Origin of the sequence: Seongchinamella sediminis (assembly GCF_003457605.1) — a bacterium.
Lineage (GTDB): Bacteria > Pseudomonadota > Gammaproteobacteria > Pseudomonadales > Halieaceae > Halioglobus > Halioglobus sediminis.
In genome coordinates this window covers 259327-285065 of the sequence record NZ_QRAN01000003.1, presented here as the reverse complement: position 1 = coordinate 285065, position 25739 = coordinate 259327, and the positions used below count along the sequence as shown (strand labels likewise).

The following is a 25739-nucleotide window of genomic DNA, read 5'->3' as shown; positions in this document are numbered from 1 at the left end:
GGTCTTGCTCCTCATTGTGCCGGATAGAATTGCGGCAGGAAGGTCTTTTCATCGACCTGTTCCACCTTGCCGGTCACTTTCATCCCGATGTGAACGGCGGACGGTTCGCAACCGACCACGTTGGACACGATATTGGTGCCTTCACCGAGGCGGATGACTGCACAGACCAGGGGATACTGGTACCCGGGAACTTTCGGGTGGTGCAACTCGGTGTATGACAGCACCTCGCCTTCAAGGCTCGACTCAATGGAGTCCCACTCCATGGACTGGCATTCGCCGCACATGGGGCGGGGAGGGTGACGCAGCGTCTGGCAGTTCTTGCAGCGCTGGATCAGAACCTGGCCCTTGTCGCAGGCATCCCACCACCAGCCATTGTCATGGCCACGCGGGGACGGGATGCGGGTGGGTACTTCCAGGGACGTATCCTGCTGAGCGGCGGCGGGTTGCTCCTGGGGCACAAACTTGAGCACGCGGAAGCGCTGGGAGCCGATCTTTTGGCCGTCCTGGTTGCTGAATGTTGCCAGGGTCTCAAAGAAATACCCCGGGCCGCGTGCCGTCGCCTTCCGTTCGGAGATGCTGTCGATGACCATTTCCAGGTAGATAGTGTCGCCGGGGCTGGCTTCCCTGAAGTACTCCTGGGTGATATTGGTGCCGAGAACGCCGGTAAAACCGTGCTCGTTGAACAGCTCGACCATGTCGGTCTGCGGGTCGGAGGACCGGCCGCCGGTGACGCTGAAACCCTCCTGGTTCCAGACATACATCATTGCCGGTGGGGCGATGGTCCTGCCGCGCTTGCTCTGCGCAGCCCAGGCATCATCGGTATAGGCGGGATTGGTGTCGCCCATTACTTCCGCCCAGTGGCGAATCATGGATGCGTTGACTGCATCCTTTGCCGGCGTCGGCGGGCAGACCTGGACGCCCTTGTAGGCGTAGATCTTTTCTTCGAAGGCTTTCTGCTCTTCCGGTGTCATTGGAAACTCCAGTCAGGGGTTTGTTTTGGTTGGTATCAAGGCGATTGCTAGCGATGCTGTGGCATGCCCAGGCCGTGGGTGGCGACCAGCCCGCGCAGGACTTCCACCACCCCGCCGCCGAAAGTATTGATAGTAGCACGGCGATGTTCATGCTCCAGGTTGCCGTGCAGCACTGCGCCTTCGCTACCGCCGGCAATCAGTGAATGCGGGCCCACCACGTCCATCAGCAGGCGGCAGATCTCCAGCATGATCTCGGTAGAATAGACCTTGATGGCAGAGGGGAAGACCGCGTCCATTTCCTGCTGGTCGAGCTGCCACGACATACGGGCGTTCATGACCCGCATGGCTTCCAGGTGAGAGTAGACCTCCGCCAGGTTACGCTGGGCGGTGGGATCGTCAATGACCCGTTCACCGTTTGCGCCACGGGTGTTGCGGGCCCACTTCATCACGTCCCGGAACAGCTTCCAGCCCTGTATGCCCCAGGCCGCGAGCCCGACCCGCTCGTGATTGAGCTGTTCGGTGATCAGCCGCCAGCCGGCGTTTTCCTCGCCGACAATCATGTCCAGGGGTACCTTGACGTTCTCGTAGTAGGTGACGTTGGTGTGGACCCCGCCCATGGTGTGAATGTCACCGCGGGAAAACCCCGGATCCCTGGTGTCCGCCACCAGGATGGAGATGCCCTTGTGCTTGGGGGCATCCGGATCGGTGCGGGCGGCCAGGAAAATGTAGTCTGCGCCCTCGGCGCCGCTGGTGAACACCTTGCTGCCGTTGACCACGTAGTGGTCACCCTGCTTGACTGCCGAGGTGGTCAGCGCGGCCAGGTCGGTGCCCGCCGCAGGTTCGCTGTAACCAATGGAGAAGTGCAGCTCACCGGCGGCAATGCCTGGCAGGAAACGCCGCTTCTGCTCATCGGTGCCGCGGCTCATGATGGCCGGGCCAACCGTATTCAGGGTGACGAAGGGGGTAGGGGCCTCCGCCAGCAGGGCTTCCTCATAGCGGATCAACTGTTCGGACTGGGTCAGCCCGCGACCACCGTATTCCTCAGGCCAGCCGACGGCAAGCATCTTGTCTTTGCCCTGCTGGCGAATCAGTTCTTTGTACAGGTCACCACTTTCGGCGTTGCGCAGTTCTTCCCGGTACTCCGGCTTGATGAGATTGGAGAAGTAGGCGCGAAATTCCCGCCGTAATTCTTTCTGGGCGTCGGTATATTCAACGTGCATAACAGTTTCCTCTTGTCGAGAGTGCATAATATTATTGAAATTGAATTCAATTTCAACTATTTTGTGCACATGGTTAAGACCGCAGTCGCCAAAAATCCAGTGGACAAGCCCCTGAGCGCCAAGGGCGAGAAGGCCCGTGCCCGGCTGCAGGAGGCTGCCCTCACGGTGCTTGAGCGCGAAGGCTACCACCGGATGCGGATTGCCGACGTGACCCGCGAGGCGGGAATGGCGCAGGGCCTGTTCTATCATTACTTCAACGACCTGAAGTCACTGACTGTCGAAGTTTTGACCGAGTTTGCCCAGGCCAACCAGGATCCGGCCGAGGTCGAGAAGGATGTGCCGCCGGGGGACTGGTACAGCCGTATTTACGCCCACAACCTGGTGATCGTGCGCAGCTACGCCCGCCGTCCGGGCATCACCCGCTGCCTGCTGCAGCTGGCGGATGAAGACCCGGAGTTCGGGGCAATGCTGCGGCAGAACTATCGCAGCCAGCTGATGTGGCTGGTGGACCTGATGCCGGGGCTGTTTCCGGAGGTCCGCTTCAAGCGTCACCAGGCATTGATGGTGGTGTACTCCCTGGCCGGGATCGGCGAGGGTCTGATGCGGGAGTATTTCATTAATCGCAGCGAACACCTGCTCGCTGCGGAGCTGGACGTGGAGCAGTTCGCCGAACTGATGGCCACGATGTTTTATCGCGCCCTGTTTCTCGCCCATCCGGAAGAGAAGCAGCTTCATTACACACGCAACCTCGCTGCCATGGCGAGGTCACAGGCTAGGCTATAGAGGGATATGTCATGGACTTTAAATTTAGCGACGACCAGAACGCCATCCGCGAGTTGGCTTACCAGATATTCACCGACCGGGCGACCGATGAGTTTTTGCTGACCTTTTCCCGCGGCGACGAGACCTATGACGAGCCGCTGTGGGCGACCTTGGCGGAGCAGGGCCTGCTCGGCATTGCCGTCCCCGAGAGCGCGGGCGGCAGTGGCCTGGGATTCACCGAGCTGTGCCTGGTGCTGGAAGAGCAGGGCCGGCGGGTGGCGCCGGTCCCCCTGTTTTCCAGCCTGGTGCTCGGCGGCCTGCCCGTCGCCGAGTTCGGCACTGCGGAGCAACAGCAGCTGTTGGCGGCGATGGCCTCCGGGGAAGCGAAGCTCAGCGCCGCGGTGGCCGAGCTGGGGATGAACAGCGCCATGCAAACCACCGTCTCCGCCACGGCCAGCGACAAGGGCTGGGTGCTGGACGGTGCCAGGGCCGCGGTACCCGATGGCGCCGTGGCCGACTATATCCTGGTGCCCGCCGAACTGGACGGGCAAAGCAGTGTCTTTATCGTGCCCACCTCCGCTGACGGGGTATCGCTGACGCCGGTGGAAATTGGTATCTCAGGCCAGCGCGCTGCCCACCTGTCGCTGGTTGGCGTGAAAGTTGATGAGCACGCCCTGCTGGGGGACGCCGGCCAGGGAGAGCAGATCATTGAATGGCTGGAGCAGCGGGCCAACGTCGCCCAGTGCGCCCTGCAGGTAGGGGTTACTGAAGAGGCGATGAAGCGCACCGCCGCCTATCTCGGCGAGCGCAAGCAATTCGGGATACCCCTGGGCAGCTTCCAGGCGCTGGCGATGCGCATGGCCGACAGCTACATCGATGTGGAAGCCATCCGTACCACTTACTGGCTGGCACTGTGGCGGCTCAGTAATGGCCGCGATGCCCGCGCTGAGGTCCGCGCGGCCAAGTGGTGGGCCTGCGACGCAGCGCACCGCGTGGTGTGTACCGCGCAGCATCTCCACGGCGGTATGGGGGCGGATATCGAGTACCCGATTCACCGTTTCTACCTGCTGGCCAAGCAGCTCAGCTACACCCTGGGCAATGGCAGCCAGCAACTGGAAAAACTGGGGCAGCTGCTGGCGGCAGACGACTCCCTGGGCTTCCAGGCGCTGGAAGTCTAGCCGCTGCGGAGGCTTAACCCCCTGACTACAGGGTCTGCACCTCCAGCGCCAGGGCGGCAACGAGATCGCCGCTGCTGTCCAGCTGGCTGCGGTTACTGACCACCGCGGTGCTGGCCAGCTCGGGCCTCAGATAGGTCTCGGCAACCCGGCGCAGGTCCGCCAGCGATACCTCCAGTATCCGCTGGCGGAACTCCTCCCGCTGGGCGTGAGTGCGGCCGAACAGGCGGTTGTGGAAGTGCTGCTTGGCCTCGCCCGCCGGTGAGCTCGGTTTATCCAGGCTGCCAATCACCCCGAGAATGCTTTCTTCCAGCGCCCGCGGCTCGTGCTGTGCTTCGATCAGCCAGGCAACAGCGGCATCAAAATCTGCCAGCGTGTCTGCCAGCCGGGGGTCGCGGTAGGAGTAAAAGCGGAACGCGGCCACGCCGGAGTCCTGGGAGGCGCCGCCGCCATAGGCGCCACCCTGTTCGCGGATGGCCCGGTGCAGGAAACCGTTGCGTAAAAACCCGCCGAGTACGGTCAGCGCGGCCGCATCGGGATGGCGCACCGGCACCGAGGGGTAGGCCCGGGCGCAGAAATTGACCTGGGTGTTGGTGACCCAGAACTCATTGCGGCGCTCGCGCACCGCGTCCAGCGAGAACCTGCTGCCGTCGCCGGCGGAGTGCTCGCCCCAGATATGGCTGGTGGTCTCGACGATGTCCGCCAGGGCGTCCGGCTCGGCGATAGTCAGCAGTTGCCGGGGCATGGTGCAAAGCTGTTGGTGTAGCGCCGCCAGGCACTCGCTGAACTGGCGTGCCGCGCCCGGGTCGGCCAGGCTGTCGTCTAGCTGGCGCAGGCTGCGCAGCCCGGCCAGCCCGGAGAGCTGGTGATTGAGACGCGCCAGCGGGCTCATCCCGGCGCAGGCGGCGGCCATCGCCAGGCCGTGGCCGTTACCGGTGACGGACTGCTCGCGCCGCGCCCGCTGCTGGCTGACCAGTTCGCGCAGCCGGTCGCTCTCATCAAAGCGCACCCCCAGCAGGGTATCCACCATCAGCCTGGTCTGCTGGCTTGCGTTGCGCTGCAGGGCTTTGGAAGAGAGGACGAAATTGGCGGTGATGTCCTGCTCGTTTTCTGCATTGCCGCGCATGGAGGTAAAGGCGTTGATGGAGCCCACCTCGGCGGATTGCCGGTGCTGCACATCGAGGTAGCTGGCATCATTTATCCCCAGCTCGGTCATAAAGCTGGTGTACAGCGGCAGCAGCTCGCGCTGCTCCGCGCCCAGTTGCGGCAGCGGGGCGATCACCTGCTGGTAGACCAGCCCGTTGGTGCCCTGGCCGTAGCTTGTCAGGTGCAGCGGGCCGCTGTCGTATTCCCGGTAAGCCAGCTCCGGCAGGGCCGCCGGTACGTCGGCCAGTTCAACCTTGGGCAGAATGCTTTCGTCATCCACCTGCTGCTGTCGGGCGACCAGGTCGGCGGCCAGTTTGACGGTGGCAGCTTTCTCGGTCTCGTCCATGGCAGCCTTGATGCTGGCGAGCCGCTCGCTCTCTCGGGCCAGCTTCTGCGCCGACAGTTCCCGGTCCGGGGTCATTACCAGGGTGACCCGGTGCTGGTTGTCCAGCAGCAGTTCCCTGGCCAGGCGCTTGATGTAGTCCGGATCCTCGATGCGCTGGCGCAGGGATTCAATGACCGGGTCCAGGTTGAGTACCGCCAGCGGGTCACTGTAGTGGGTGGCGCAGCCCAGTGCCTGCAGGATCAGGTGCAGGCCGTAGGGATAGCCGTCGCCGCTGACCTCACGCTGGTGCAGTTCGAGCTGGTGCAGTACCGCGTGCAGGCGCTCCTGGCTGATGCCGTTTTCGGCGACCCCGGCAATCACCGCCAGGACCTGCCTTTCCAGCTCGTCCGCGTGTGCCGCCTCGCTGCCTTCCAGGCCGCAGACGAACACCAGTTCACGCATCGAATCTTCCAGGCCGCAGAGTGGCGAGGGTGACTGCCCGAGGGGGCTGGTTTCCAGCAGGTGCTGCAGCGGCGAGGCGCTGTTCTCCAGCAGCACGCTGGCCAGCAGTTGGGCCTCGAGCATCTGTTCCAGGTTGCTGCTTTCTCCCAGCATCCAGCCGATGACCAGGTGAGTTCGGTTGGCCAGGTCGCCGGACTCATCGCAGGCGTAACTTTCCTCGACCCGCAGCGGCGCGTCCAGGCGCTGTTCCGGCGGTACCTCGATACGCAGCGCCTGGCGCTCAAAGCGCTGCAGCGCCCGCTGCTCGAAAACCGCCTGGTGCTCGGCGGCGCTGATATCGCCGAAGGTCATGAATATCGCATTGCTGGGGTGGTAGTGACTGCGGTAAAAAGCCACGAGCTGATCGTAGCTCAGGTCGGGAATATGCTCCGGCTCACCGCCACTGTTGTAGTGGTAGGTGGTGGTGGGGAACAGGTGCTCGCACAGCTTGCCCCAGAGCACGCTGGGAATGGAGCTCATGGCACCTTTCATCTCATTGAAGACCACACCCTTGAATACCAGCTCGCTGTCGGGATTGTCCGGCTCCTTGAACTCCACCCGGTGACCTTCCTGGGCGAAGTCCAGCGGGTCCAGCCGGGAGAAGAACACCGCGTCCAGGTACACTTCCAGCAGGTTGTTGAAGTCTTTGCGGTTCTGGCTGGCAAAGGGGTAGGCGGTCCAGTCGGAACTGGTAAAGGCGTTCATGAAGGTGTTGAGCGAGCGCCGCAACATCATGAAAAAGGGATCGCGTACCGGGTAGCGCTCGGACCCGCAGAGCGCAGTGTGCTCGAGAATATGCGCTACCCCGGTAGAGTCCTCGGGCACAGTACGCAGCGCCACCAGGAACACGTTCTCGCTGTTGTTTGCCGCCAGGTGATAGTGGACGGCGCCGGTTTCCCGGTGCCGGAACTCCTGTACATCCAGGTTCAGCGACTCGATGCGCTCCTGGCGAACGGCTTCGAAGGCACTGTGCGCCTCGGGTAGGGGCATGCTCATGTAGATAATCCAGCGTGTTGGTAAACGCGCATTCTAACGCGATGTACCTATTCAGGAAAAACGAAACCGGCAGTATTGCTAACCGGCTGTTCCTGGGCTACTTTTTCTGTTGACTGGTATATAACCAGGCTTGTTTTTCGACAATAATCGTCTAGTTCAAGGAAATTCTCGCCAAATTGGAGAGGCAGATTGGGGGCCTTTCCCGACCACGTCATTCCCGCGAAGGCGGTGGTCCGGCATACCGGAATCCGGTGGCGGCTTTAGCCAAAAGCGGACATAGCTCAGTAAGTGACACCACGCGAAACACCTGCTCCCGTACCTATATGACCACCTATCGCCATAACGAACATAAGCGTTAGGACAGCCGCAAATATCAAAGCCGGTAAAATGTTCCTCTTGTCGGTCCACCATGGCTTAGTATTCATCTGATCTGAGTCATTTTTTCGCTTTCGAGTCATGTGCATGTCATCCTTGGGGCCAGAAGCAGCCGCTCAATGTCGAGGAGAATTCCGGGCTTTTCTGGCGCTCGTTTAGGAGGATTTGCTCTCATAGCTACCAAGCAAAACCCTGTGCTCATTCGCCCAAAATCGAGCATGTTGACCGTCGACGAGATCAACGAATATGAAGTCGTCATAGACATGAATTTGTCTGTATCCTCCTCGCCAGTAATGTTGCGCACACCCTCCACAAGGGTTCTCGGCAGTAGGAAGCTCTTCAAGAACCTCGTTCACTCTGTACTCCGTAATAAAGCCGTCTCGCGAGTAGACTTCCAAGATTGTGCTTCCAAGGTCGTGGATCGTCGTTGGTGGGAGAAAGTAGAAAAGATATTTCCCATCCCGAGACAGGTGAATTTCATACTCCCACTTGTAAAAGCGGCGGAGCTGAATATCCCATAGCAAGTCCAGCGTGTCCGCTGCCCTTACTTCGATCACTTTGCGAGAGTTGTCGACGCGGATGAACTGATTATCAGTCACGACATCAATAACTCTGAACTGAGGCGGATCTCGGTAGGATAGCGTCTGTCCCAGATTCGCATTCAGCGAAAAAGTGAGAGCGAGAAATAACTGAGCTGCTGTTTTCAAGTATCCAATCCTTGGAGTCTGCCAGTGATGTATACGTCTACTTTAGCGGTCGTGCCCCATGTCTACTCCCAACGGCAGCTATGTGGACGAAAGCAGACCGTCAAAACAGCCTATCCCGTCAATAAGCACATGGCTGTACAGGCGTATTACCGGCAACTACAGGGTGATCCCACAAGAAGCACTTTGCCTGGAATCAAGCAGCGACACCGACTTCCGAACCGTAGGCAAAAGTGGCCCTGTTTGAGCAAAAAATACGATAAATATAGGGCCAAACGCTTGCGAGGGTGTGCGCGTGCGACTATGCTTAACTGTGTATTTATACAGTAATTAGCAGAGGTCCCAATCATGACCAATCTCGCCCTCGCTGCACTCCCCACCGAACTCGAAACCGACCAGGACCTGGCCGATCACATCACCCTGCTGGCCGGCCAGATCAATGCGGCCAACCACCGTCTGTTAAAACTGATTGCGGAGTTTGACCGGCGCCAGGGCTGGAGTGGTGGTGGCACGGTGCGCTCCTGTGCCCACTGGTTGAACTGGAAATGCGGGATCGCGTTGGTTGCCGCCCGGGAAAAAGTGCGGGTAGCCCACTGCCTTGAAAACCTGCCGCAAATTGATGCTGCCTTCGCCGCCGGCGAGATCAGCTACTCCAAGGTCCGCGCCATGACCCGCGTGGCGACCCCGGAGAACGAGGAGTATCTTCTCTATATTGCCCGCCAGGGCACCGCCAGCCATGTGGAACAGGTGGTGAAAAAATACCGCGGGGTATGCCAAAAACCGGATCAGCCTGTTGAGCAGGAGCAGGAAAACCAACGGGAGCTGCTTTACTACCAGGGCGATGATGGTATGTGGATCATCCACGCAAAACTGCCCCCGGAAGCCGGCTCCCTGTTGGTAAAGGCCATCGAGGCGATAGCCTTGCCCGGGCAGCAGGCCGCGCAACAACAAGCCCAAAACGATTCCGCGGAATCGTTTTCACCCGCACAGTCGAAGGCAAAGACAGAGCAATTCCAGCACTTACTCAGCCACACTCGTGCGGACGCCCTGGTAGCCATGAGCGAACATTTCCTGGCGACTTACACCAGGGGTGGCGAGCAGCGGGGACTAACAGGCAGCGAGCGCTGCCAGGTGATGCTGCATGTGGATATCAACACCCTGCGGCAGCACAGCAAGGGGGCCGACTGCGCCCATGAGCACTGCCACCTCGATGATATGACCTGGCTCTCCCCGGACACCGCCCGACGGCTGGCCTGTGATGCCAGCCTGCTTACCGTGCTGGAAGACGAAAACGGCGAGGTACTCAATATCGGCCGTCGCAGCCGCACGGTGCCTGCCCATATCGGCAGGGCATTGAAAGCGCGCGATAAAACCTGCCGTTTTCCAGGCTGCTGCGAATCTCGGTACGTTGATTTTCACCATATCCAGCACTGGGCCGATGGCGGTGAGACCAGTCTGGACAATTTGGTAACACTGTGTCGCTACCATCACCGGCAATTACACAGTGGCAGCTTCTCTATTAGTGCGAGTAAAAACAAGGGTAAAACGAAGCTGGCCTTCTTAAGGCCTTCGGGCGAACAAATCGAGACTAGCTTTTACCCGCAGTTTCCCAACGATTCCGCGGAATCGTCGGCGAAGGCCCTGAGCAGCATCGCGCCCGGGGTCGATTCAGGCACTGCTGTCACCCGTTGGCGGGGAGAGGATTGCGACTACGGGATGGTGGTAGATGCCTTGCTATGGCGTGATGGAGGCGGCCTGGGTCGGTTTTGCAATAAAGCACTTACTCAGTCCAGATAAATACATCCGATTCCAGCAGGCGGTCAATTGCCTTGTTGAACTTCAATCTTATACAGCCAGGGCCAGCGTTTGCCGGTCACCCAGATGCTGCCGTCCGCCGGGTCGCGGGCGATGCCGTTGAGGACATCGGTATCGGGGCGGCGTTCGCTGGCGGGGAGCAGGCCCTGCAGGTCCAGGCTGGCCTCGACCACGCCCGATTCCGGGTTGATGACGACGATGCGGTCGGTCTGCCAGATGTTGGCCCAGACCCGCCCGTCTATCCACTCCAGTTCGTTGATCCGGTCAAGCGGCCTGCCGTTCTCGGTCACCCTCAGTGAGCGGCTGACGCTGCGGGTGTCGGGGGACATGAAGTGCAGCCGGTCACTGCCGTCACTGTAGATGAGTTGCTCGCCGTTGTTGGTCAGGCCCCAGCCCTGGCCCTTGATCGGAAACCACTCCAGCGCCTCCAGGCTCTGCCGGTCGAACACCAGCATCATCCGTTCGCGCCAGGTGAGTTGGTACAGCCGGGGGCCAAGTATGGTCACCCCCTCGGCGAACAGCCGGCGGTTCAACGACTTGCTGACTTCCAGGTTCATGTCACTGAAGTTGTAGCGCATCAGCCGCGACTGGCCGTAGTGGCCCGAGCTCACATACAGTTTGCCGTCGAGGATCTCCAGGCCCTGGATGAAATTGCGGCGCTCCTGTGGCTTTTTCGCCAGCACCCGGTAGTCCAGGGGTTCCACCGCCCAGGCGGACGTCGCCAGCAGTGCCGGGCCCAGCAGCAGGACCAGTAGCGCCCGCAAGCGGATCACAGCCGGTTGCGCGCCAGGTCGCGAATAAGGAAGCGGGCCGGTGACAGGGCCCGGCACAAGTCGCTGGACAGGGGCAGGGGCTCCCGGCAGATCATGCTGGCCAGCAGTTCGGCGCACAGTGGCGCCGAACTCAGGCCCCGGGAACCGTGAGCGGTGTTGATGTACAAACCCTGCATGTAGTCGCCCCTGGCGTCGATAAACCGTTTCGCATTCTTGCGCAGGGCGGTATAGGTCTGCAAGAAGTCGGCGCGCCGGGGCAGCGGGCCGACCACCGGCAGGTAGTCGGGGCTGGCGCAGCGAAAGCCGACCCGGCCGGTCAGCGTCGCCGGGTCCAGCTGTGCCAGGCTGGCGGCCCACGCGGGCAGGGCGGTGGCCAGCTTGTCCACGTTTTCCCGGTGTTCGGCGGCACGCAGCTCCCGGCTGCTGTCGCGGAGCTTGAAGCTGGCGCCGATGCAGTGCACGCCGTCCCTGGCCGGGGAAATATAACCCTGGTGGCAGAAGGCTGCCCGCAGGCCGGCACTGGCGTCACTTGCCGGTAAATAGCTGGTTTGGCCGCGAATGCTCTGCAGCGGCAGGTACTGGGCGGGAGCGAAGCCGGTGCTGCCGGTGCCGGTGCACAGCACGGCGACCCCGGCGCTGGCAACGCTTGCCCCGGCGTCGTTCAGGGCCTGCCAGTGCGTCCCAGTCCTGACCAGCGCCAGCGGGCCGCAATTTTCCCGCAGTTCGATCAGGTCGGACTGCAGCATGGCCCGGCATACCGCCGGTGGCCGCAGCCAGCCCGAATCCGGGTACCAGTAGCCGGCAAGCGCCGGTTCCGCGCCCAGTTTTTCCGCGGCCCCGGCCCGGTCAAGCACCTGTGCCAGGCCCTCCAGGCCCGCGAGCGACTCTTCCATCGCCGCCAGCTCGTCGGCGTCCGCCTGCTGGTGGAAGCTGCCGCACAGCGCTCCGTCCCGGCCGCTGGCGAGCAGGCCGCTGGCAAAGTAATGACGGTAGCGGCGGGCGGCGTGGCTGAAGCTCTGCAGGGCGAAGTCGGTCAGTGCCGAGTGCTTGCGCGACAGCCGCGTATAGAGCACGCCCTGCTCATTGCCGGATGCCTCGCCTGCCAGTTCGCCCTGGTCCAGCAGCTGCACGGTGAGCCCGCGATCGGCGAGGGATTTTGCCAGCAGGCAGCCGGCGAGGCCGGCGCCGATGATCAGCACGCTGCCAGCCTCTGGCGTCTCTTCGGCAGGCAGGTCCCAGGGAGTTGCCACCGCGGCGGGCGCGGCGGCCGTGACTGCGATACAGCCGGCCAGGGACTCGCGCTTGCGGCCGAAGCCGGGCACCTTGGCCATCTGGAAGCCGGCGGCCGCCAGGCCGCGGCGCACGTGGCCGGCGGCGGTGAAGGTGGCAACCGTGGCCCCCGGCCGGGAAAGTGCCGCCATGCTCTGGTACAGCGCCGGCTGCCACATGGATTCATTGCGCGCCGGGGCAAAACCGTCCAGGTACCAGGCGTCGAACCGGGGGCCCAGCCGGGCCAGATCGGCAAAGCTGTCGCTGGCGTCCTCCCACCACAGGTCCAGGACCAGCTGTCCGTCTTCCAGCAACAGCCGGTGTTGCCCCGGGAGTCGACCGGGCCAGGCCTGCAGCAATGCCCCGGCCAGTTCCGCCAGCTCCGGCCAGGCCGCCAGCGCGCGGCCCATGTCCTCCCGCGACAGGGGGTACTTTTCGACCGCCACGTAGTGCAGGCGCGGCCGCGGCCCCTCCAGCTGGCGCCAGGCCTGCCAGCTGAGGAGGAAATTCAGCCCGGTGCCGAAGCCGGTCTCGGCGATACGAAAGTCAGCATCGCGGTGCGCCTGCCAGCGCGCCGGCAGGCGGTTGCCGGCCAGGAACACGTGCCGGCTCTCGGCCATGCCGTCCTCGCGACTGTAGTAGAGGTCGTCGAAGTCGCTGGCGTAGGGGGCGCCGTCCTCGGTCCAGCTGAGGGTGGCCGCCGGCGTGGCCCCCCAGGGGCGGTTGTCGCGCTTCATGCAAGCGCCCGCCGGGGCCTGGCAGGCCGCTTGGTGGGTCTGGTCACGGGGTTGGTTCTATCGTCTCTGGAAAGGGAAAAAGCATAGCAGAAACAATAACCTGGAGGCCAATCTAAAAGTGGCGTGAAGTACTACATGAAGTTGCCGCAGCCGCTGCCGGGCATTGCCCGCAGCCGCCGCTGGCAGTAGACTTGCGGGTTTTTTACAGACCGAGGTAGTCATGTCCAGGATTGAAACCCAGAGCATGCCCAGGGAGAAGTTCCTGACGATAGCCGTGAACCTGTTACACCGGGCGTTTATGGAAGCCAGGCGTGACGATGCCAAAATCCTCTACCGCGAGTTGATCGAGGGCCGGCGGGCGCCGTTGACCCGGGTGCAGATGGAGGACAAGTCCACCGTCCGCTTCGACCTGAGCATGGATTACTCCCAGTACGAGGGTTCGCTCAACTTTGGCGCCTTCCGGGCCAGCCTGACCGCGTTGCTGGGCAACCTGGCCGATGCCATCAAGTCGGGGCGGGAGATCACCACCTTTGGCGCCCAGGGCGACCCGGACAACATCATTTTCGGTGTCACCGGGGTCAATGTCGACCGCGGAATACCCTCGGTGCTGGTGTTATCCACCCATTCCGACCCGCGGGAGGCCGCCATCCAGCTGCGCCTGATGTACCTGGATTACCAGCAGTTCCTGGCGACCCAGCAGGACGCGGCGCCGGACCAGGCCTAGGCCAGGATTTCGACCCGGGGCGTCCGCGGCTCCGCCAGGACCAGTTTGTCCTGCGGAGCCATGACCATCGAGGTGCCGGTCAGGACCAGCTTGTCGTCCTGGTTGTAGGCCTTGCAGTCCAGGGTGAGGGTCTTGCGCCGGTCCTGCATGTCAGTGACTTCCAGGCGGACCGTGATGACATCGCCGATTTTGACCGGCAGGCGAAATTTCAGCGACTGTTCCATGAAGATACAGCCGGGACCGGGCAGTTTCATCGCCAGGGCGGCGGAAATGAATGAGGCGGTGAGCATGCCGTGGGCGATACGCTCGCCGAACCGGGTGCCGGCGGCGAACGCCGGGTCGAGGTGCAGCGGGTTCACATCGCCAGACACCGCGGCGAACATCTGGATGTCCGCCTCGGTCACCGCCTTGGAATACTCGGCGCTTTGCCCTATGGTGATTTCATCGTAGGTGTAGTTACTCAATTGCGACATGCCTGCTCTCTCGATTGCCCCGTTGCCGGCGCAAGCATAACGCATAAGCCCCAGGACTGATAAAACTTCCCATGCCCGACAGTGCCATCGAACCGCAACGGCGTATCCACTACCCGGAAGAATTGCCGGTGTCCCAGCGGCGGGAAGAAATCGCCCGCGTCATCGCCGCCAACCAGGTGATTGTGGTCGCCGGGGAGACCGGTTCCGGCAAGACCACCCAGCTGCCGAAGATCTGTCTTGAGCTGGGTCGGGGCAGCAAGGGGCTGATTGGCCATACCCAGCCCCGGCGCCTCGCGGCCCGCACCGTGGCCCAGCGTATCGCCAGCGAACTGGGCAGCGAATTGGGCGGCCTGGTGGGTTACCAGGTGCGGTTTACCGACAAGGTCTCGGAGGATACCGCGGTCAAGCTGATGACCGACGGCATCCTGCTGGCGGAAATCCAGCGCGACCGCCTGCTGCGGCGCTATGACACGCTGATTATCGACGAGGCCCACGAACGCAGCCTCAATATCGACTTCCTGCTCGGCTACCTGAAGCAGCTGTTACCGAAAAGGCCCGACCTCAAGCTCATTATCACCTCGGCCACCATCGACCTGCAGAGTTTTTCCCGCCACTTCGACGATGCCCCGGTCATCGAGGTTTCCGGGCGCACTTATCCGGTGCAGACCCACTACCTGGGCAGCAGCGCCGAGCAGGACACCGACGATTACAGCCGTATATCCACGCTGGTCCAGGACATCGATGCCGGCAGCTTTGGCAAGCGCGGCGATGTGCTGATATTCCTGCCCGGGGAACGGGATATTCGCGAACTGGCCAAGCAGCTGCGCGCCGACACCGGGCTGGATATCCTGCCGCTGTATGCCCGCCTCAGCCAGGCGGAACAGAACCGGGTGTTCGACATCGCCGGGCGCCGCGGCATCCGCGTGGTGCTCGCTACCAACGTGGCGGAGACCTCGCTGACCGTGCCGGGCATTCGCTACGTGATAGACCCGGGGGAAGCGCGCATCAGTCGCTACAGCTACCGCACCAAGGTGCAGCGGCTGCCGATAGAGCCGATCTCCCAGGCCAGTGCCAACCAGCGCCAGGGGCGCTGCGGCCGGGTGGAGGCGGGGGTCTGCCTGCGGCTGTACAGCGAGGACGATTTCAAGCTGCGCCCGGAATTTACCGACCCGGAGATACTCCGCACCAACCTGGCGGCGGTCATCCTGCAGATGCTGAGCATCGGGCTGGGCGAGGTCGACAAATTCCCGTTTATCAATCCGCCGGATTCGCGCATGGTTCGCGACGGCTACAAACTGCTGGAAGAACTGGGCGCGGTCGACGCCGACGGCAGGATGACGCCAGTGGGACGCAGCCTGTCCCGGCTGCCGGTGGACCCGCGGCTGGGGCGCATGGTGCTCGCCGCCAGCGAGCGCCACTGCCTGGCGGAAGTGCTGGTGATCGCCAGCGCCCTCGCGGTGCAGGATCCCCGGGAGCGGCCGGCCGACAAGCAACAGCAGTCGGACCAGTCCCACGCGCGCTTCAAGCACCCGAAATCCGATTTCATGGCCTGGTTGAAGCTGTGGCGTTATTACGAGGAACAGCGCCAGGCACTGAGCCAGAGCCAGCTGCGCAAGCTGTGCCAGCGGGAATTTCTGTCCTTCATGCGTCTGCGCGAGTGGCGCGACATTCACGTGCAACTGACCATCGCCTGCCGCCAGCAGCAGCTGAAGCCGCCGGCCAGCCTGCCGCAGGAGGAGAATTACCAGGGTATCCACCAGGCCCTGCTGGCCGGCCTGCTGGGTAATATCGCCCAGCACCAGGAAGACCGGGATTACCTGGGTGCGCGCAACCGCAAACTGCAGATATTTCCCGGCTCCTCCCAGGCCCGCAAGAAACCCAAATGGCTGGTGGCTGCCGAGGTGGTGGAGACCTCGCGGGTGTTTGCCCGCACGGTGGGGGCCATCGATCCCCAGTGGGTGGTCGATACCAACCCGCACCTGCTCAAGCACCACTACTACCAGGCGCGCTGGCAGCCCCGCAGTGGCCGGGTGGTCGCCTGGGAGCGGCTTACCCTGTACGGCCTGACAGTGGCCGACAAGCGCCCGGTGCACTACGGGCCGATAGCGCCCGCGGAATCCCGGGAACTGCTGATCCGCGACGGGCTGATCGCGGGCAGGTACCGCCAGCACCCGGGCTTTCTCAAGCACAACCTGCGCCTGGTGCGGGAACTGGAGGAACTGGAGTCGCGGGTGAGGCGACGGGACCTGCTGGTGGACGAGCAGGTCTTGTTCGAGTTTTATGACGCCCGGCTGCCGGCGGACTGCTACACCGCCCGCCACCTGCAGTCCTGGCTGAAGAAAACCCCGGGGGCAGCCGAGGGCCTGCGGCTGGACAGGGAAACCCTGCTGGCCCGGGACCCGGGCGCCGGGCTGGAGAACCAGTTTCCCGACAGGCTGCAGTGGCAGGATCTGGAATTCAGGCTCAGTTACCAGTTTGAACCGGGCAAGGACAGCGACGGGGTCACGGTCACTGTGCCGGTGGCCCTGCTCAACCGGGTACCGCGGTTCCTGTTTGACTGGCTGGTACCGGGACTGTTGCGGGATAAATGTATCGCCCTGGTCAAGGGCTTGCCCAAGGACAAACGCAAGCGCCTGGTGCCGGTGCCCAACTACGTCGACCAGGCACTGGCGGAACTGGAGCCGGGAGACAGCGACCTGCTGCTGGCCCTGTCCCGGGTGCTGGGGCGGCTCGGCGGGCTGCAGCTGGCGCCCGCGGACTGGAACAGTGGCAGGCTGGACGACTTCTACCGCATGAACATCCGGGTGGTGGACGCCGAGGGAAGACTGCTGGAGCAGGGGCGCGACCTGGCGGCGCTGATCGAAACCTATCGCAGCGATACGCGCCAGAGTATCGGTGAGGACCGGGGCGACTCCCCCGCCCGCGAGGGCATTACCCGCTGGGACTTTGATGCCCTGGGCCGGGAGTGGCGCTTCCGCCAGGCGGGGGTGGAAATCCTGTCCTATCCCGCCCTGGTGGACCGGGGTGAGAGCGTGGCGATAGAACTCTGCGACTATCCCGGGCTGGCCTGGCAGCAGCATCGCCGCGGCGTGCTCAAGCTGCTGCGCCTGCACAGCACCCAGGCGGTCAAGTACCTGCGCAAGCAGATGTTGCGCGGCAACGAATTCAACCTATTACTGGCTGGCGCCGGCCTGGAACGGGCGGCACTGGTGGAGGACCTCATCGATGGCGCCTTTGTCCAGGCCATGGCGCTGGAGGCCGACCTGCCCTGGGACCGGAACCGCTTCGACGCCATACTGGCGGCCGGCAAGGGCGAGGTGGTGAGCTGCGCCAACGACATCGAAACGCTGTTGCTGAATAGCCTGACCCCGCTGGCGGAGGTGCGCAAACGGCTGGCCTCGTTGCCGGCGGGCAAATGGCGGGAGAGCGTGGCAGACATGGAACAGCAGCTGGGCAATCTGTACTGTCCGGGTTTTGTCCGGGACACGCCGGCCGACTGGCTGGGCCAGTACCCGCGTTACATGAAAGCACTGCTCAACCGGGTCGAGCGACTGTCGGGCCAGGTGCCGAAGGACCTCAAGCACACGCAGCTGCTGCAGCAGTTGCATGAACCCCTGGCCCAGGCGGAGGCCGGCAGGGAAAGCCTGCGGCAGCTGTGTGGCGCCGCCCGCCAGTATCGCTGGATGCTGGAGGAGTTGCGGGTATCGCTGTTTGCCCAGCAGCTCGGTACGCGCCAGGCGGTTTCCCAAAAGCGGCTGCAGCAGCAGTGGCAGGAGGTGCAGGCCTGGCTGGACGCTAATCCTGGCTAGGTTTATGCCGTTTGCCCTTTTGCCGTGATTGTGAAAAATTACCGGGTGTTTTGCCCGGTCTCTGAAACTTAGCGATAAAGGCCCGGTCATAACTTGCAACATGCGTTCGTCGCGGCGATGTTCGGCCCGGCGCGGTGTGTAAGCAGAAAAACTTCGGATTACTACAGGGAATACAACATGGCTCATTCTAAAAAACCTCTTGCTGCCGTCCTCGGCGCAGCGTTCCTGGCTACGTCTATTGCACCCCTGGCCAGCGCGGAAGTGAATCCCTTCTCGGCGCAGCAGCTCAGTGGCGGCTACGACCTGGCCAACTACGACAAGCACCGGGACGGCAAGTGCGGCGAAGGCAAGTGCGGTGAAGGCAAAGCCAAAGGTGAAGGCAAGTGCGGCGAAGGTAAATGCGGCGAAGGCAAGGCCAAAGGTGAAGGCAAGTGCGGCGAAGGTAAATGCGGCGAAGGCAAGGCCAAGGCTGAAGGCAAGTGCGGTGAAGGTAAATGCGGCGAAGGCAAGGCCAAAGGCAAAGCCAAGGGCGAGGGCAAGTGCGGCGAAGGTAAGTGCGGCAGCTGATGCCGACTGACAGCCCCGGGTTCCAGGGAGCGGGACTCGGCCTGAGGCGGGCCCTTCTGGGCCCGCTCCTGTCTATGGACCAGGGAACGGTAGATTTTATGGAGGCGGCGCCGGAGAACTGGATCGGGGTCGGCGGCCGTTTCGGACGCCAGTTTCGCAGCCTGGCCGAGCGCTTTCCCATTGTGCTGCACGGTCTGTCCCTGGATATCGGCGGCCCCGACCCGCTGGACCAGGATCTGGTCAGGTCGGTGCGCCAGTTCATGGATGCTTACCAGGTGCCGCTGTACAGCGAGCATCTCACCTACTGCGCAGCGGACGGGCACCTGTACGACCTGCTGCCGATCCCCTTCACCGAGGAGGCCGTGCACTACGTGGCCGCGCGGGTGCGGCAGGTGCAGGATATCATCGGCGCCCCCATCGCCCTGGAAAATGCCTCCTACTACGCCCAGCCCCATTGCGAACTGAGCGAGGCGGAGTTTATTGCTGCGGTGCTGGCCGAAAGTGGCTGTGACCTGCTGCTGGATGTGAACAACATCTACGTCAACAGCATTAACCACGGTTACGACGCGTTTGAGTTCCTCGATGCCCTGCCGCTGGAGCGGGCCCGCTACATCCATGTGGCCGGTCACTACGATGAGGCCGAGGATCTCAAGGTCGACACCCACGGCGCCGACGTGATCGACCCGGTGTGGGAGCTGCTGGCCCAGGCCTACCAGCGCACCGGTGTGTTGCCCACCCTGCTGGAGCGCGACTTCAACCTGCCGCCACTGGCGGAACTGCTGCTCGAGCTGGCACAGGTCAGGCAGCTGCAGGCGGCGGCGGAAGCGGGTCAGCGGCAAGCGGTGTCCGGGGCATGAGTACGACAAGTTTGCGCGACGCCCAGCTGGCCATGGCGGCCCACCTGCGCGACCCGGAAGGGGCGCCTGCGCCGGCGGGCATCGAGGAGCGCCGGCTGCAGGTTTATCGGGAGCTGATCTACAACAATATCGAGGGATTTATCAGCGGCGGTTTTCCGGTGCTGCGCAGCCTCTACCCGCAGCCGGAGTGGGATCAACTGGTGCGGATGTTCATGGACACCCACCGCTGCAAGTCGCCGTATTTTCTCGAGATCAGCCAGGAATTCATCAGCTACCTGCTCAACGAGCATCAGCTGCGGGAGTGTGATCCCCCGTTCATGGCGGAGCTGGCACACTACGAGTGGGTGGAACTGGCGCTGGATATCGCCGAGGATGAGCTGCCGGCACCGGCGGATACCATCGACCTGGAGACCTGCTGCCCGCGCTTGTCGCCGCTGGCCTGGGTGCTCAGCTACCAGTTTCCAGTGCATCGGGTGGGGGCCGGGTACCGTCCGCAGACGGCGGACCAGCCCACCTACCTGGTTGTTTACCGCAATCACCGGGACGAAGTGGAATTCATCGAACTGAACGCGGCCACCGCGCGCCTGCTGGAACTGATCCGGGACAACGACAGCGCGTCTTCGGTCGAGATCCTCTCGGCCCTGGCGCGGGAGATGCAGATGCCAGCGGCACAAATTCACTCCTTCGGTCTACAGCAGCTCGGTCAAATGTTACAATCAGGCGTTCTGGTGGCCTCTTGACCGGGCTTGTCAGCTAACCGGATCGCGCTTACCATCAGCGCCCCCTTACAGGTATTTCCCGAGAATGACCGTGTTTCGTTCGCTGCTACTGTTGCTTGCGCTGGCTCTTCCGCTTGCCGTTAACGGCGCCGGGGAAGAAGCGCGCAATGTCGACCCCTTCGAGTCCTTTAACAGGACCATGTTCAGCGTCAACAACACCCTGGACAAGTACCTTGTGCGCCCGATCGCCGTTGGCTACGACTGGGTCCTGCCCGGTTTTGCCAAACGCGGCGTGGGCAATGTATTCGCCAATTTCTATGACTTCAATTCGGCTATCAACAGTGTCCTGCAGGGGCGCTTTGCCGGGGCGGGACAGAGCGGCGGCCGTTTCCTGCTGAACAGCACCATAGGCCTGGCCGGCCTGTTCGACGTGGCCACCCCCATGGGCGTGCGGCCCTATCGCACCGATTTTGGCCACACCCTGTCGGTGTGGGGCCTCGACTCCGGCCCCTACCTCATGGTGCCCCTGTTCGGCCCGCGCACCGTGCGCAGCGGCACCGGTACCATTTTCGACGCCTACACCTCGGTGCCCACCTACATGCCCAGCGTGGCCTTGCGCAACAGCCTCTGGGGCCTGGGGCTGGTGGACGGTCGGGCCCGGCTGCTGGACGCCGATGAGCTGATTTCGGGTGATCGCTATATCTTTGTCCGCGACGCCTACCTCTCCAATCGCGAGGCCTTCGTCAACGACGGGGTGATCCAGGACGATTTCTCTGATTTCGAGGAAGGCGAGGACTTCGAGGACTTTTAGGGCCCGCATCGCGGGGGCGCTCGCGAAAGTGTGAAATCGTGCCCAATCCTGGCTATAAGCGCTTGCCTGGCCCTGGTGTTGGGCTTACTGTCTAGGGCAATACAGTCAGCACATGGTCCCCCATGGACTCAATTGGTACCGCGCTCGTTGCCGATGACAATCCCGAGCGTCTGGAAGCCCTGGCTGCGCTGGTAACGGACCTGGGTTTTACCGCGCTCAAGTACACCGACGCCACCGCGGCACGCGAATTCCTGCATACCCGGCCCGACCTGGATGCCATCCTCTGTGAAATGGACATGGAAGGGCTGAGCTGGAGCTTCGCCGAGCGCACCCTGCGGGAAATGGACGTGCAGATTCCGGTTATCCTGTTCAGCGACCAGGCCGAGGCCTCGCGCATGATGCGGGCCCTGCGGGTGGGTGCCAGCGATTTTTTTGTCCGCCCGGTAGATGACGTGGAGGCCCTGCGGCGCTCGCTGGACCGCTGCGTGCGCCAGCGCCAGGTGCGCCGCGAACTGGAAGAATCCCGGCGCAGTCTGCAGGCGGCCAACACCGAACTGACCGGCACCATCGAGATGCTGGAGAAGGACCAGCAGGCGGGCCGGCAGGTACAGCTGCGCATGCTGCCGGCCTCACCGCTGGTGCTGGGTGACTATGTCTTCAGTCACACCGTCATCCCGTCCCTCTACCTCAGCGGCGATTTCACCGATTATTTCATCGTCGGCGAGCATTTCGTCACCTTCTTCATGGCAGACGTTTCCGGCCATGGCAGCTCCTCAGCCTTTGCCACGGTATTGCTCAAGAACCTGTTTGCCCGCAAACGTTCCGACTTCCTGCGCCGCAGCGATGACACCATCCTCAGCCCGGTGGCGCTGCTGAAGCGCGCCAACCAGGAACTCATGGACCTGGAGGTGGGCAAATTCGCCACCATGGTGGTGGGGGTGCTGGACCTGGAACACAACAGCCTGCGCTACAGCGTGGCCGGTCACTTGCCGCAGCCGGTGCTGGTGTCCGAGGACGGCGCCCGCTACCTGCGCGGTGAGGGCTCCGCAGTGGGTATCCTCGAGGACGCCAGTTACGAGGAGCACATGATAGACCTGCCGGCCAGCTTTATGCTGGCCCTGTTCTCCGATGGTATCCTGGAGATCCTGCCGCCAAAGAACCTGATTGAAAAAGAGAAGTATTTCCTCAATGTATTCGAAGAAACGGCCAATTCACCGGAAGAAATGGTGACGCGATTGGGGCTTGACCAGGTGGACACAGCCCCGGATGATATCGCCGCATTGTTCATCAGCAAACGAGGCTGAGATGCAAGAAGGGAGAATACAGGCCGCCAGTCACCATGGCGCGTACGTGATACGCATGCTGGGCGACGTGCGGCTGACCCTGTGCACCACCATCGACGCCTACTTTCGCAAAATGCTCAACGACCCCGAGTTCAAGAGCGTGTGGGTGGATTTATGCGAGGTGGAGGGTATCGATTCCACCACCCTGGGCCTGCTGGCCAAGCTGGCGATCAGGACCCAGGAGCGCTACCACTTCCAGCCCGCCATCTTTTCCTGCGACCCCAGTATCAACCGCCTGCTCAAGAGCATGGGCTTCCAGCGCCTCTTCGACCTGCGCGAGGAGGTCTGCGCCGATAGCGAACAGGAAAAAGAACTGCCCCAGGTGGCCAGCGACGAGGCCGACGTGAAAAACAGGGTGATTGAAGCGCACCGGGTGTTGATGGGCCTGTCTGACGCCAACCGGGCCCGCTTCAAGGACCTGATCAACGTGCTCGAGCACAGCTGAGCTTACAGCGCCAGCACCTTGTCACGGGCCTGGTGCTTGCTGCGGATGTAGTCAGGGTGGGGCACATAGGTCAGCTCCGCCACCTGGCGGATCAGGTGCTCTTCGTACTTGTCGACGCTGTTGTCCGCCCAGGCCACCACCCACATGTTGTGCACCAGCTGCAGCTTTTGTTCCATGCTGAAGTGATCGTTGATCAGTCGGGTGAATTCATACAGCGAGATTGACTCATCGACCCGCTCACTGGCCCGGGCCAGCAGTTGCCTGACCTCTGTTTCATCCAGCTTCAGGCTTGAGCACAGCAGCGCCTCCATGGTCTCCTGTTCGGCCGCATCCTGGGTGAAATCCGCGCGCGCGGTTTCTATCAACAGGGCAGCCGAGGCCAGCTGCAGGCGGTGCTGCAGGTCCGCTTCGGACTCGGCGTCCGGTTTCTCAAACAGGGCCTTGAGTGCGGCTATCATCGCTTGCTGATCAGCTGTTCCAGCTTTATCTGGTCGGCGACAAAGTTGCGAATGCCTTCCGCCAGCTTCTCCGTGGCCATGGCATCGGCATTGAGCTCATAGCGGAACTCGCTTTCGAGCGGGCTTTGCCGGCCGCTGTCGGCGGCGGCCCTGTCGGCATGTAGTTGCCGCGGCAGTTGGTCGAGGTCCGCCGCCAGGTCCTCCAGCAGGGCCGGGCTGATGGTCAGCCGGTCGCAGCCGGCCAGTGCTTCAACTTCACCGGTGTTGCGAAAACTCGCGCCCATGACCACGGTCTGGTAGCCGTGGCTCTTGTAGTAGTTGTAGATGCGGCTCACCGACTGTACCCCCGGGTCATCCTGCGGGACCTGCACCTCAAGATCGGTATTGGCTTTGTACCAGTCGAGGATGCGGCCGACGAAGGGGGAGATCAGGAATACACCGGCATCGGCACAGGCCGCCGCCTGGCCAAAGCCGAACAGCAGGGTCAGGTTGCAGTTGATGCCTTCTTTTTCCAGCTCGGCTCCGGCGCGAATACCCTCCCAGGTGGAGGCGGTTTTGATCAGGATACGCTCGCGGCCAATGCCGGCCTCCTCGTACATGCCGATCAGCTTGCGGGCCCGTTCGGCGGTGGCGGCGGTATCGAATGACAGCCGGGCATCGACCTCGGTGGAAACCCTGCCGGGGATAATGCCGAGGATTTCCTTGCCCACATCGACCGCGAAGCGGTCGCAGCAGTTGGCCAGTTGCTCGGCGTCGGAACCGCCCTGGGCGCTCGCCCAGGTTCTGGCGCCGTCCAGCAACCCGGCATAGTGGGGCAGGGCGGCGGCCTTGAGCAGCAGCGAGGGATTGGTGGTGGCGTCCAGTGGCTGGAAGCGGCGGATGGCCTCGATGTCGCCGGTGTCGGCGACCACATCGGTCATCGCCTTGAGCTGGTCTAGTTTGCTGGTCACGGTCGATTCCTGTTCTGGAGTTTCAGGCGGCGGCCTGCTGAACCATTGCCAGGGCGTCGGTCAGCACCCCTATCCCGGCGTCTTTTTTGTAGGCGTTTTCACTCAGGTGGCGGCGGAATTTCCGCGCTCCGGGAACGCCCTGGTAGAGCCCGAGAATATGACGGGTAATGTGATTCAGGTGAGCACCGCGGGCCAGTTGCCGCTCCACGTAGGGCAGCAGCTGGAGGATCACATCATCGCGGGAAATGACGGTTTTGTCCATCCCGTACAGCTCGGCGTCGACCTCAGCCAGCAGCCAGGGGTTCTGGTAGGCCTCGCGGCCAATCATCACCCCGTCGACCTGCGCCAGGTGCTGTTGGCACTGGTCCAGGGTCTGAATGCCGCCGTTGATAATGATCTCGAGCTGCGGCAGGTCGCGCTTGAGCCGGTAGACCCAGGGGTAGTTCAGCGGCGGTATCTCGCGATTTTCCTTCGGCGACAGACCCTGTAGCCAGGCCTTGCGCGCATGCACGATGAACACCCCGCAACCCGCTTCCGCCACCGGGGCGACGAAGTCCAGCATCTGCTGGTAGGACTCCATGTCATCGATGCCGATGCGGTGCTTTACCGTGACCGGCAACTCAGTGGCCTCGCACATGGCCCTGACGCAATCGGCCACCATTAGCGGCTGTGCCATCAGGCAGGCGCCGAACATGCCCGACTGGACCCGGTCCGAGGGGCAGCCGCAATTGAGGTTGACCTCGTCGTAGTGCCACTCCTCGGCCCAGCGGGCGCAGCGCGCCAGGTCCGCGGGCTTGCTGCCGCCCAGCTGCAGGGCAACGGGGTGCTCTTCCGCGTTATAGTGCAGGAATCGCTCCCGGTCGCCGTGGATCAGCGCGCCGGTGGTCACCATCTCGGTATACAGCAGCGCCTGCCTGCTCAGCAGGCGCCAGAAGAAGCGGCAGTGGTGATCGCTCCAGTCCATCATCGGAGCAATGGAAAAGCGACGGGAAGTTGTCAATGCGTCGGTCATGGGGGCCAGCTTGTGAAGGTCGCTGGCAATTCTAACCGATGCGGGTCGTCGATTGCTGCCCGCTGGGGGTAAATTTGCCCCTTGGCGCTGGCGAGGGGCGTGTGCATCCTCCCCTGTGAGTTAAGGGTATATGCGTTTTGTTTTAAGGAAAACGCTCGAGTAGGCCAAAACGATATAAGTATCGACCCTGCCAGCACGCTGGGTCATTTCCCCCTTGCTATACTTTTCAGGAAAAGCTTAACGCAATACGGATGAGTGCCATGTGACTGTTTATCGCCTGGGAGAAGTGGATTTCGACCCTGATGCCAGTGAGATACGTGTCCAGGGAACAGCGACACATCTGCAGCCCGAGGAGAACAGTGTACTGGACTGTTTGATCAGGCACCGGGGCGAGCTTTTGTCGAAAGACACACTGGCGGCGGAAGCCCTGAACGGTTGCGATAACAAGGACGAACGTCTCAGCCACTGTGTGTCGGTGCTCAGCGCACATTTTCCCGCCGGCAATACAGGCCACTCGATTGAGGCCATAGCCGATAAAGGCTACCGCTTCAGCGGCCCTGTCGAAGAGGTGCCGTCCGAAGAATTACATCCCAACGCCCATGACTTCCACCCTGTGGTCAACGGTGACGCCGAGAAAACCGCGGTTAACCTGGTCATTACCGGCGCGGTGATATTCCTGCTGCTGTCCACGCTCATCGTGGCATCGGACTTTTTTACCCTGCGGTAGTCACCCGCGGTACTGTTGCGGGCATGGTCCGCCAGCGTGGGCGGACGGCGCTTGAGCGCGTTCAGCAATTCATTG

22 protein-coding genes are annotated in these 25739 nt (G+C 62.6%); 12 read left to right on the top strand and 10 right to left on the bottom strand.

Translation table 11 applies throughout. The features are described 5' to 3' along the window. Window positions 1-11: 11 nt before the first annotated feature. Both DWB85_RS04460 and DWB85_RS04455 read right to left on the bottom strand, forming a co-directional pair. Entirely contained in the window at window positions 12-971 is a 960-nt protein-coding gene (locus DWB85_RS04460; protein ID WP_117952990.1) for a bifunctional MaoC family dehydratase N-terminal/OB-fold nucleic acid binding domain-containing protein, read from the bottom strand. 47 nt (window positions 972-1018) lie between these two features. Further along, a complete protein-coding gene (locus tag DWB85_RS04455) occupies window positions 1019-2191 on the bottom strand; it encodes an acyl-CoA dehydrogenase family protein (RefSeq protein WP_117952989.1) in 1173 nt (390 codons plus the stop codon). Between the two features lie 99 nt (window positions 2192-2290). On the opposite strand from DWB85_RS04455, the gene DWB85_RS04450 reads away from it, so the two are divergent. Further along, complete coding sequence (locus tag DWB85_RS04450) at window positions 2291-2974, top strand: TetR/AcrR family transcriptional regulator (protein WP_162846003.1); 684 nt, start codon at window positions 2291-2293, stop codon at window positions 2972-2974. An 11-nt stretch (window positions 2975-2985) separates the two neighbouring features. Then, window positions 2986-4131: an acyl-CoA dehydrogenase family protein gene (locus DWB85_RS04445; protein ID WP_117952987.1), complete on the top strand. Its 1146-nt coding sequence runs from the start codon at window positions 2986-2988 to the stop codon at window positions 4129-4131. A gap of 25 nt (window positions 4132-4156) precedes the next feature. On the opposite strand, the gene DWB85_RS04440 is transcribed toward DWB85_RS04445, so the two are convergent. Together DWB85_RS04440 and DWB85_RS04435 are read right to left on the bottom strand one after the other, a co-directional pair. Next, entirely contained in the window at window positions 4157-7096 is a 2940-nt protein-coding gene (locus DWB85_RS04440; RefSeq protein ID WP_117952986.1) for an insulinase family protein, read from the bottom strand. Window positions 7097-7626: 530 nt separating this feature from the next. Next, the gene (locus DWB85_RS04435; protein WP_117952985.1) at window positions 7627-8178 is read right to left on the bottom strand and encodes a hypothetical protein; all 552 of its coding nucleotides are present in this window, start codon (window positions 8176-8178) and stop codon (window positions 7627-7629) included. A 345-nt stretch (window positions 8179-8523) separates the two neighbouring features. On the opposite strand from DWB85_RS04435, the gene DWB85_RS04430 reads away from it, so the two are divergent. Next, complete coding sequence (locus tag DWB85_RS04430) at window positions 8524-9972, top strand: HNH endonuclease signature motif containing protein (protein ID WP_117952984.1); 1449 nt, start codon at window positions 8524-8526, stop codon at window positions 9970-9972. Window positions 9973-9995: 23 nt separating this feature from the next. Here DWB85_RS04430 and DWB85_RS04425 read toward each other — a convergent pair whose 3' ends face one another. Further along, complete coding sequence (locus DWB85_RS04425) at window positions 9996-10763, bottom strand: glutaminyl-peptide cyclotransferase (RefSeq protein ID WP_162846002.1); 768 nt, start codon at window positions 10761-10763, stop codon at window positions 9996-9998. Then, the gene (gene mnmC / locus DWB85_RS04420; RefSeq protein WP_117952982.1) at window positions 10760-12769 is read right to left on the bottom strand and encodes a bifunctional tRNA (5-methylaminomethyl-2-thiouridine)(34)-methyltransferase MnmC2/FAD-dependent 5-carboxymethylaminomethyl-2-thiouridine(34) oxidoreductase MnmC1; all 2010 of its coding nucleotides are present in this window, start codon (window positions 12767-12769) and stop codon (window positions 10760-10762) included. The genes DWB85_RS04425 and mnmC overlap by 4 nt, the downstream gene beginning before the upstream one ends. Before the next feature lie 220 nt (window positions 12770-12989). On the opposite strand from mnmC, the gene DWB85_RS04415 reads away from it, so the two are divergent. Beyond that, entirely contained in the window at window positions 12990-13493 is a 504-nt protein-coding gene (locus tag DWB85_RS04415) for a hypothetical protein (RefSeq protein WP_117952981.1), read from the top strand. On the opposite strand, the gene DWB85_RS04410 is transcribed toward DWB85_RS04415, so the two are convergent. Then, window positions 13490-13966, bottom strand: a complete 477-nt coding sequence (locus DWB85_RS04410; RefSeq protein WP_117952980.1) for a MaoC family dehydratase — start codon at window positions 13964-13966, stop codon at window positions 13490-13492. The two genes, DWB85_RS04415 and DWB85_RS04410, sit on opposite strands and share 4 nt — an antisense overlap. Window positions 13967-14037: 71 nt before the next feature. On the opposite strand from DWB85_RS04410, the gene hrpA reads away from it, so the two are divergent. From hrpA to DWB85_RS04375, 7 genes are all read left to right on the top strand, one after another. After that, on the top strand, window positions 14038-17775 hold the full coding sequence (gene hrpA / locus DWB85_RS04405) for an ATP-dependent RNA helicase HrpA (RefSeq protein ID WP_117952979.1): 3738 nt from the start codon (window positions 14038-14040) through the stop codon (window positions 17773-17775). A gap of 93 nt (window positions 17776-17868) precedes the next feature. Next, the gene (locus DWB85_RS04400) at window positions 17869-18342 is read left to right on the top strand and encodes an HvfA family oxazolone/thioamide-modified RiPP metallophore (protein ID WP_420820251.1); all 474 of its coding nucleotides are present in this window, start codon (window positions 17869-17871) and stop codon (window positions 18340-18342) included. After that, complete coding sequence (locus DWB85_RS04395; RefSeq protein ID WP_117953042.1) at window positions 18342-19199, top strand: HvfB family MNIO-type RiPP peptide maturase; 858 nt, start codon at window positions 18342-18344, stop codon at window positions 19197-19199. Before DWB85_RS04400 ends, DWB85_RS04395 begins: the two co-directional genes overlap by 1 nt. Further along, window positions 19196-19939, top strand: a complete 744-nt coding sequence (locus DWB85_RS04390; RefSeq protein ID WP_117952977.1) for an HvfC family RiPP maturation protein — start codon at window positions 19196-19198, stop codon at window positions 19937-19939. The genes DWB85_RS04395 and DWB85_RS04390 overlap by 4 nt, the downstream gene beginning before the upstream one ends. Window positions 19940-20003: 64 nt before the next feature. Beyond that, window positions 20004-20729: an MlaA family lipoprotein gene (locus tag DWB85_RS04385; protein ID WP_117952976.1), complete on the top strand. Its 726-nt coding sequence runs from the start codon at window positions 20004-20006 to the stop codon at window positions 20727-20729. A 122-nt stretch (window positions 20730-20851) separates the two neighbouring features. Continuing rightward, window positions 20852-22033, top strand: coding sequence for a PP2C family protein-serine/threonine phosphatase (locus tag DWB85_RS04380; protein WP_117952975.1), 1182 nt, complete (start codon window positions 20852-20854; stop codon window positions 22031-22033). Window position 22034: 1 nt separating this feature from the next. Further along, window positions 22035-22517, top strand: coding sequence for an STAS domain-containing protein (locus DWB85_RS04375; RefSeq protein ID WP_117952974.1), 483 nt, complete (start codon window positions 22035-22037; stop codon window positions 22515-22517). 2 nt (window positions 22518-22519) lie between these two features. Here the strand turns inward: DWB85_RS04375 and DWB85_RS04370 are convergent, their stop codons facing one another. The 3 genes from DWB85_RS04370 to dusA are packed head-to-tail and all read right to left on the bottom strand — an operon-like array spanning window position 22520 to window position 24937. Then, window positions 22520-22975, bottom strand: a complete 456-nt coding sequence (locus DWB85_RS04370) for a tellurite resistance TerB family protein (RefSeq protein WP_117952973.1) — start codon at window positions 22973-22975, stop codon at window positions 22520-22522. Beyond that, window positions 22972-23925 carry a transaldolase gene (tal, locus tag DWB85_RS04365; protein WP_117952972.1) on the bottom strand — a complete coding sequence of 318 codons (954 nt, stop codon included), beginning with the start codon at window positions 23923-23925 and terminating at the stop codon, window positions 22972-22974. Before tal ends, DWB85_RS04370 begins: the two co-directional genes overlap by 4 nt. Window positions 23926-23947: 22 nt before the next feature. Then, window positions 23948-24937, bottom strand: a complete 990-nt coding sequence (gene dusA, locus DWB85_RS04360) for a tRNA dihydrouridine(20/20a) synthase DusA (protein ID WP_117952971.1) — start codon at window positions 24935-24937, stop codon at window positions 23948-23950. A gap of 262 nt (window positions 24938-25199) precedes the next feature. On the opposite strand from dusA, the gene DWB85_RS04355 reads away from it, so the two are divergent. Next, the gene (locus DWB85_RS04355) at window positions 25200-25664 is read left to right on the top strand and encodes a winged helix-turn-helix domain-containing protein (RefSeq protein WP_117952970.1); all 465 of its coding nucleotides are present in this window, start codon (window positions 25200-25202) and stop codon (window positions 25662-25664) included. The last annotated feature ends 75 nt before the right edge of the window (window positions 25665-25739 follow it).

What these genes read in the sequence shown, in the direction of transcription:
- mnmC (WP_117952982.1), bottom strand. Translation starts at nt 12,769, where the DNA reads ATGAAGCGCGACAACCGCCCCTGGGGGGCCACGCCGGCGGCCACCCTC.
- DWB85_RS04370 (WP_117952973.1), bottom strand. Translation starts at nt 22,975, where the DNA reads ATGATAGCCGCACTCAAGGCCCTGTTTGAGAAACCGGACGCCGAGTCC.
- DWB85_RS04455 (WP_117952989.1), bottom strand. Translation starts at nt 2,191, where the DNA reads ATGCACGTTGAATATACCGACGCCCAGAAAGAATTACGGCGGGAATTT.
- DWB85_RS04415 (WP_117952981.1), top strand. Translation starts at nt 12,990, where the DNA reads ATGTCCAGGATTGAAACCCAGAGCATGCCCAGGGAGAAGTTCCTGACG.
- DWB85_RS04410 (WP_117952980.1), bottom strand. Translation starts at nt 13,966, where the DNA reads ATGTCGCAATTGAGTAACTACACCTACGATGAAATCACCATAGGGCAA.
- DWB85_RS04390 (WP_117952977.1), top strand. Translation starts at nt 19,196, where the DNA reads ATGAGTACGACAAGTTTGCGCGACGCCCAGCTGGCCATGGCGGCCCAC.
- DWB85_RS04395 (WP_117953042.1), top strand. Translation starts at nt 18,342, where the DNA reads ATGCCGACTGACAGCCCCGGGTTCCAGGGAGCGGGACTCGGCCTGAGG.
- hrpA (WP_117952979.1), top strand. Translation starts at nt 14,038, where the DNA reads ATGCCCGACAGTGCCATCGAACCGCAACGGCGTATCCACTACCCGGAA.
- DWB85_RS04440 (WP_117952986.1), bottom strand. Translation starts at nt 7,096, where the DNA reads ATGAGCATGCCCCTACCCGAGGCGCACAGTGCCTTCGAAGCCGTTCGC.
- DWB85_RS04430 (WP_117952984.1), top strand. Translation starts at nt 8,524, where the DNA reads ATGACCAATCTCGCCCTCGCTGCACTCCCCACCGAACTCGAAACCGAC.
- DWB85_RS04375 (WP_117952974.1), top strand. Translation starts at nt 22,035, where the DNA reads ATGCAAGAAGGGAGAATACAGGCCGCCAGTCACCATGGCGCGTACGTG.
- DWB85_RS04445 (WP_117952987.1), top strand. Translation starts at nt 2,986, where the DNA reads ATGGACTTTAAATTTAGCGACGACCAGAACGCCATCCGCGAGTTGGCT.
- DWB85_RS04380 (WP_117952975.1), top strand. Translation starts at nt 20,852, where the DNA reads ATGGACTCAATTGGTACCGCGCTCGTTGCCGATGACAATCCCGAGCGT.
- dusA (WP_117952971.1), bottom strand. Translation starts at nt 24,937, where the DNA reads ATGACCGACGCATTGACAACTTCCCGTCGCTTTTCCATTGCTCCGATG.
- DWB85_RS04460 (WP_117952990.1), bottom strand. Translation starts at nt 971, where the DNA reads ATGACACCGGAAGAGCAGAAAGCCTTCGAAGAAAAGATCTACGCCTAC.
- DWB85_RS04385 (WP_117952976.1), top strand. Translation starts at nt 20,004, where the DNA reads ATGACCGTGTTTCGTTCGCTGCTACTGTTGCTTGCGCTGGCTCTTCCG.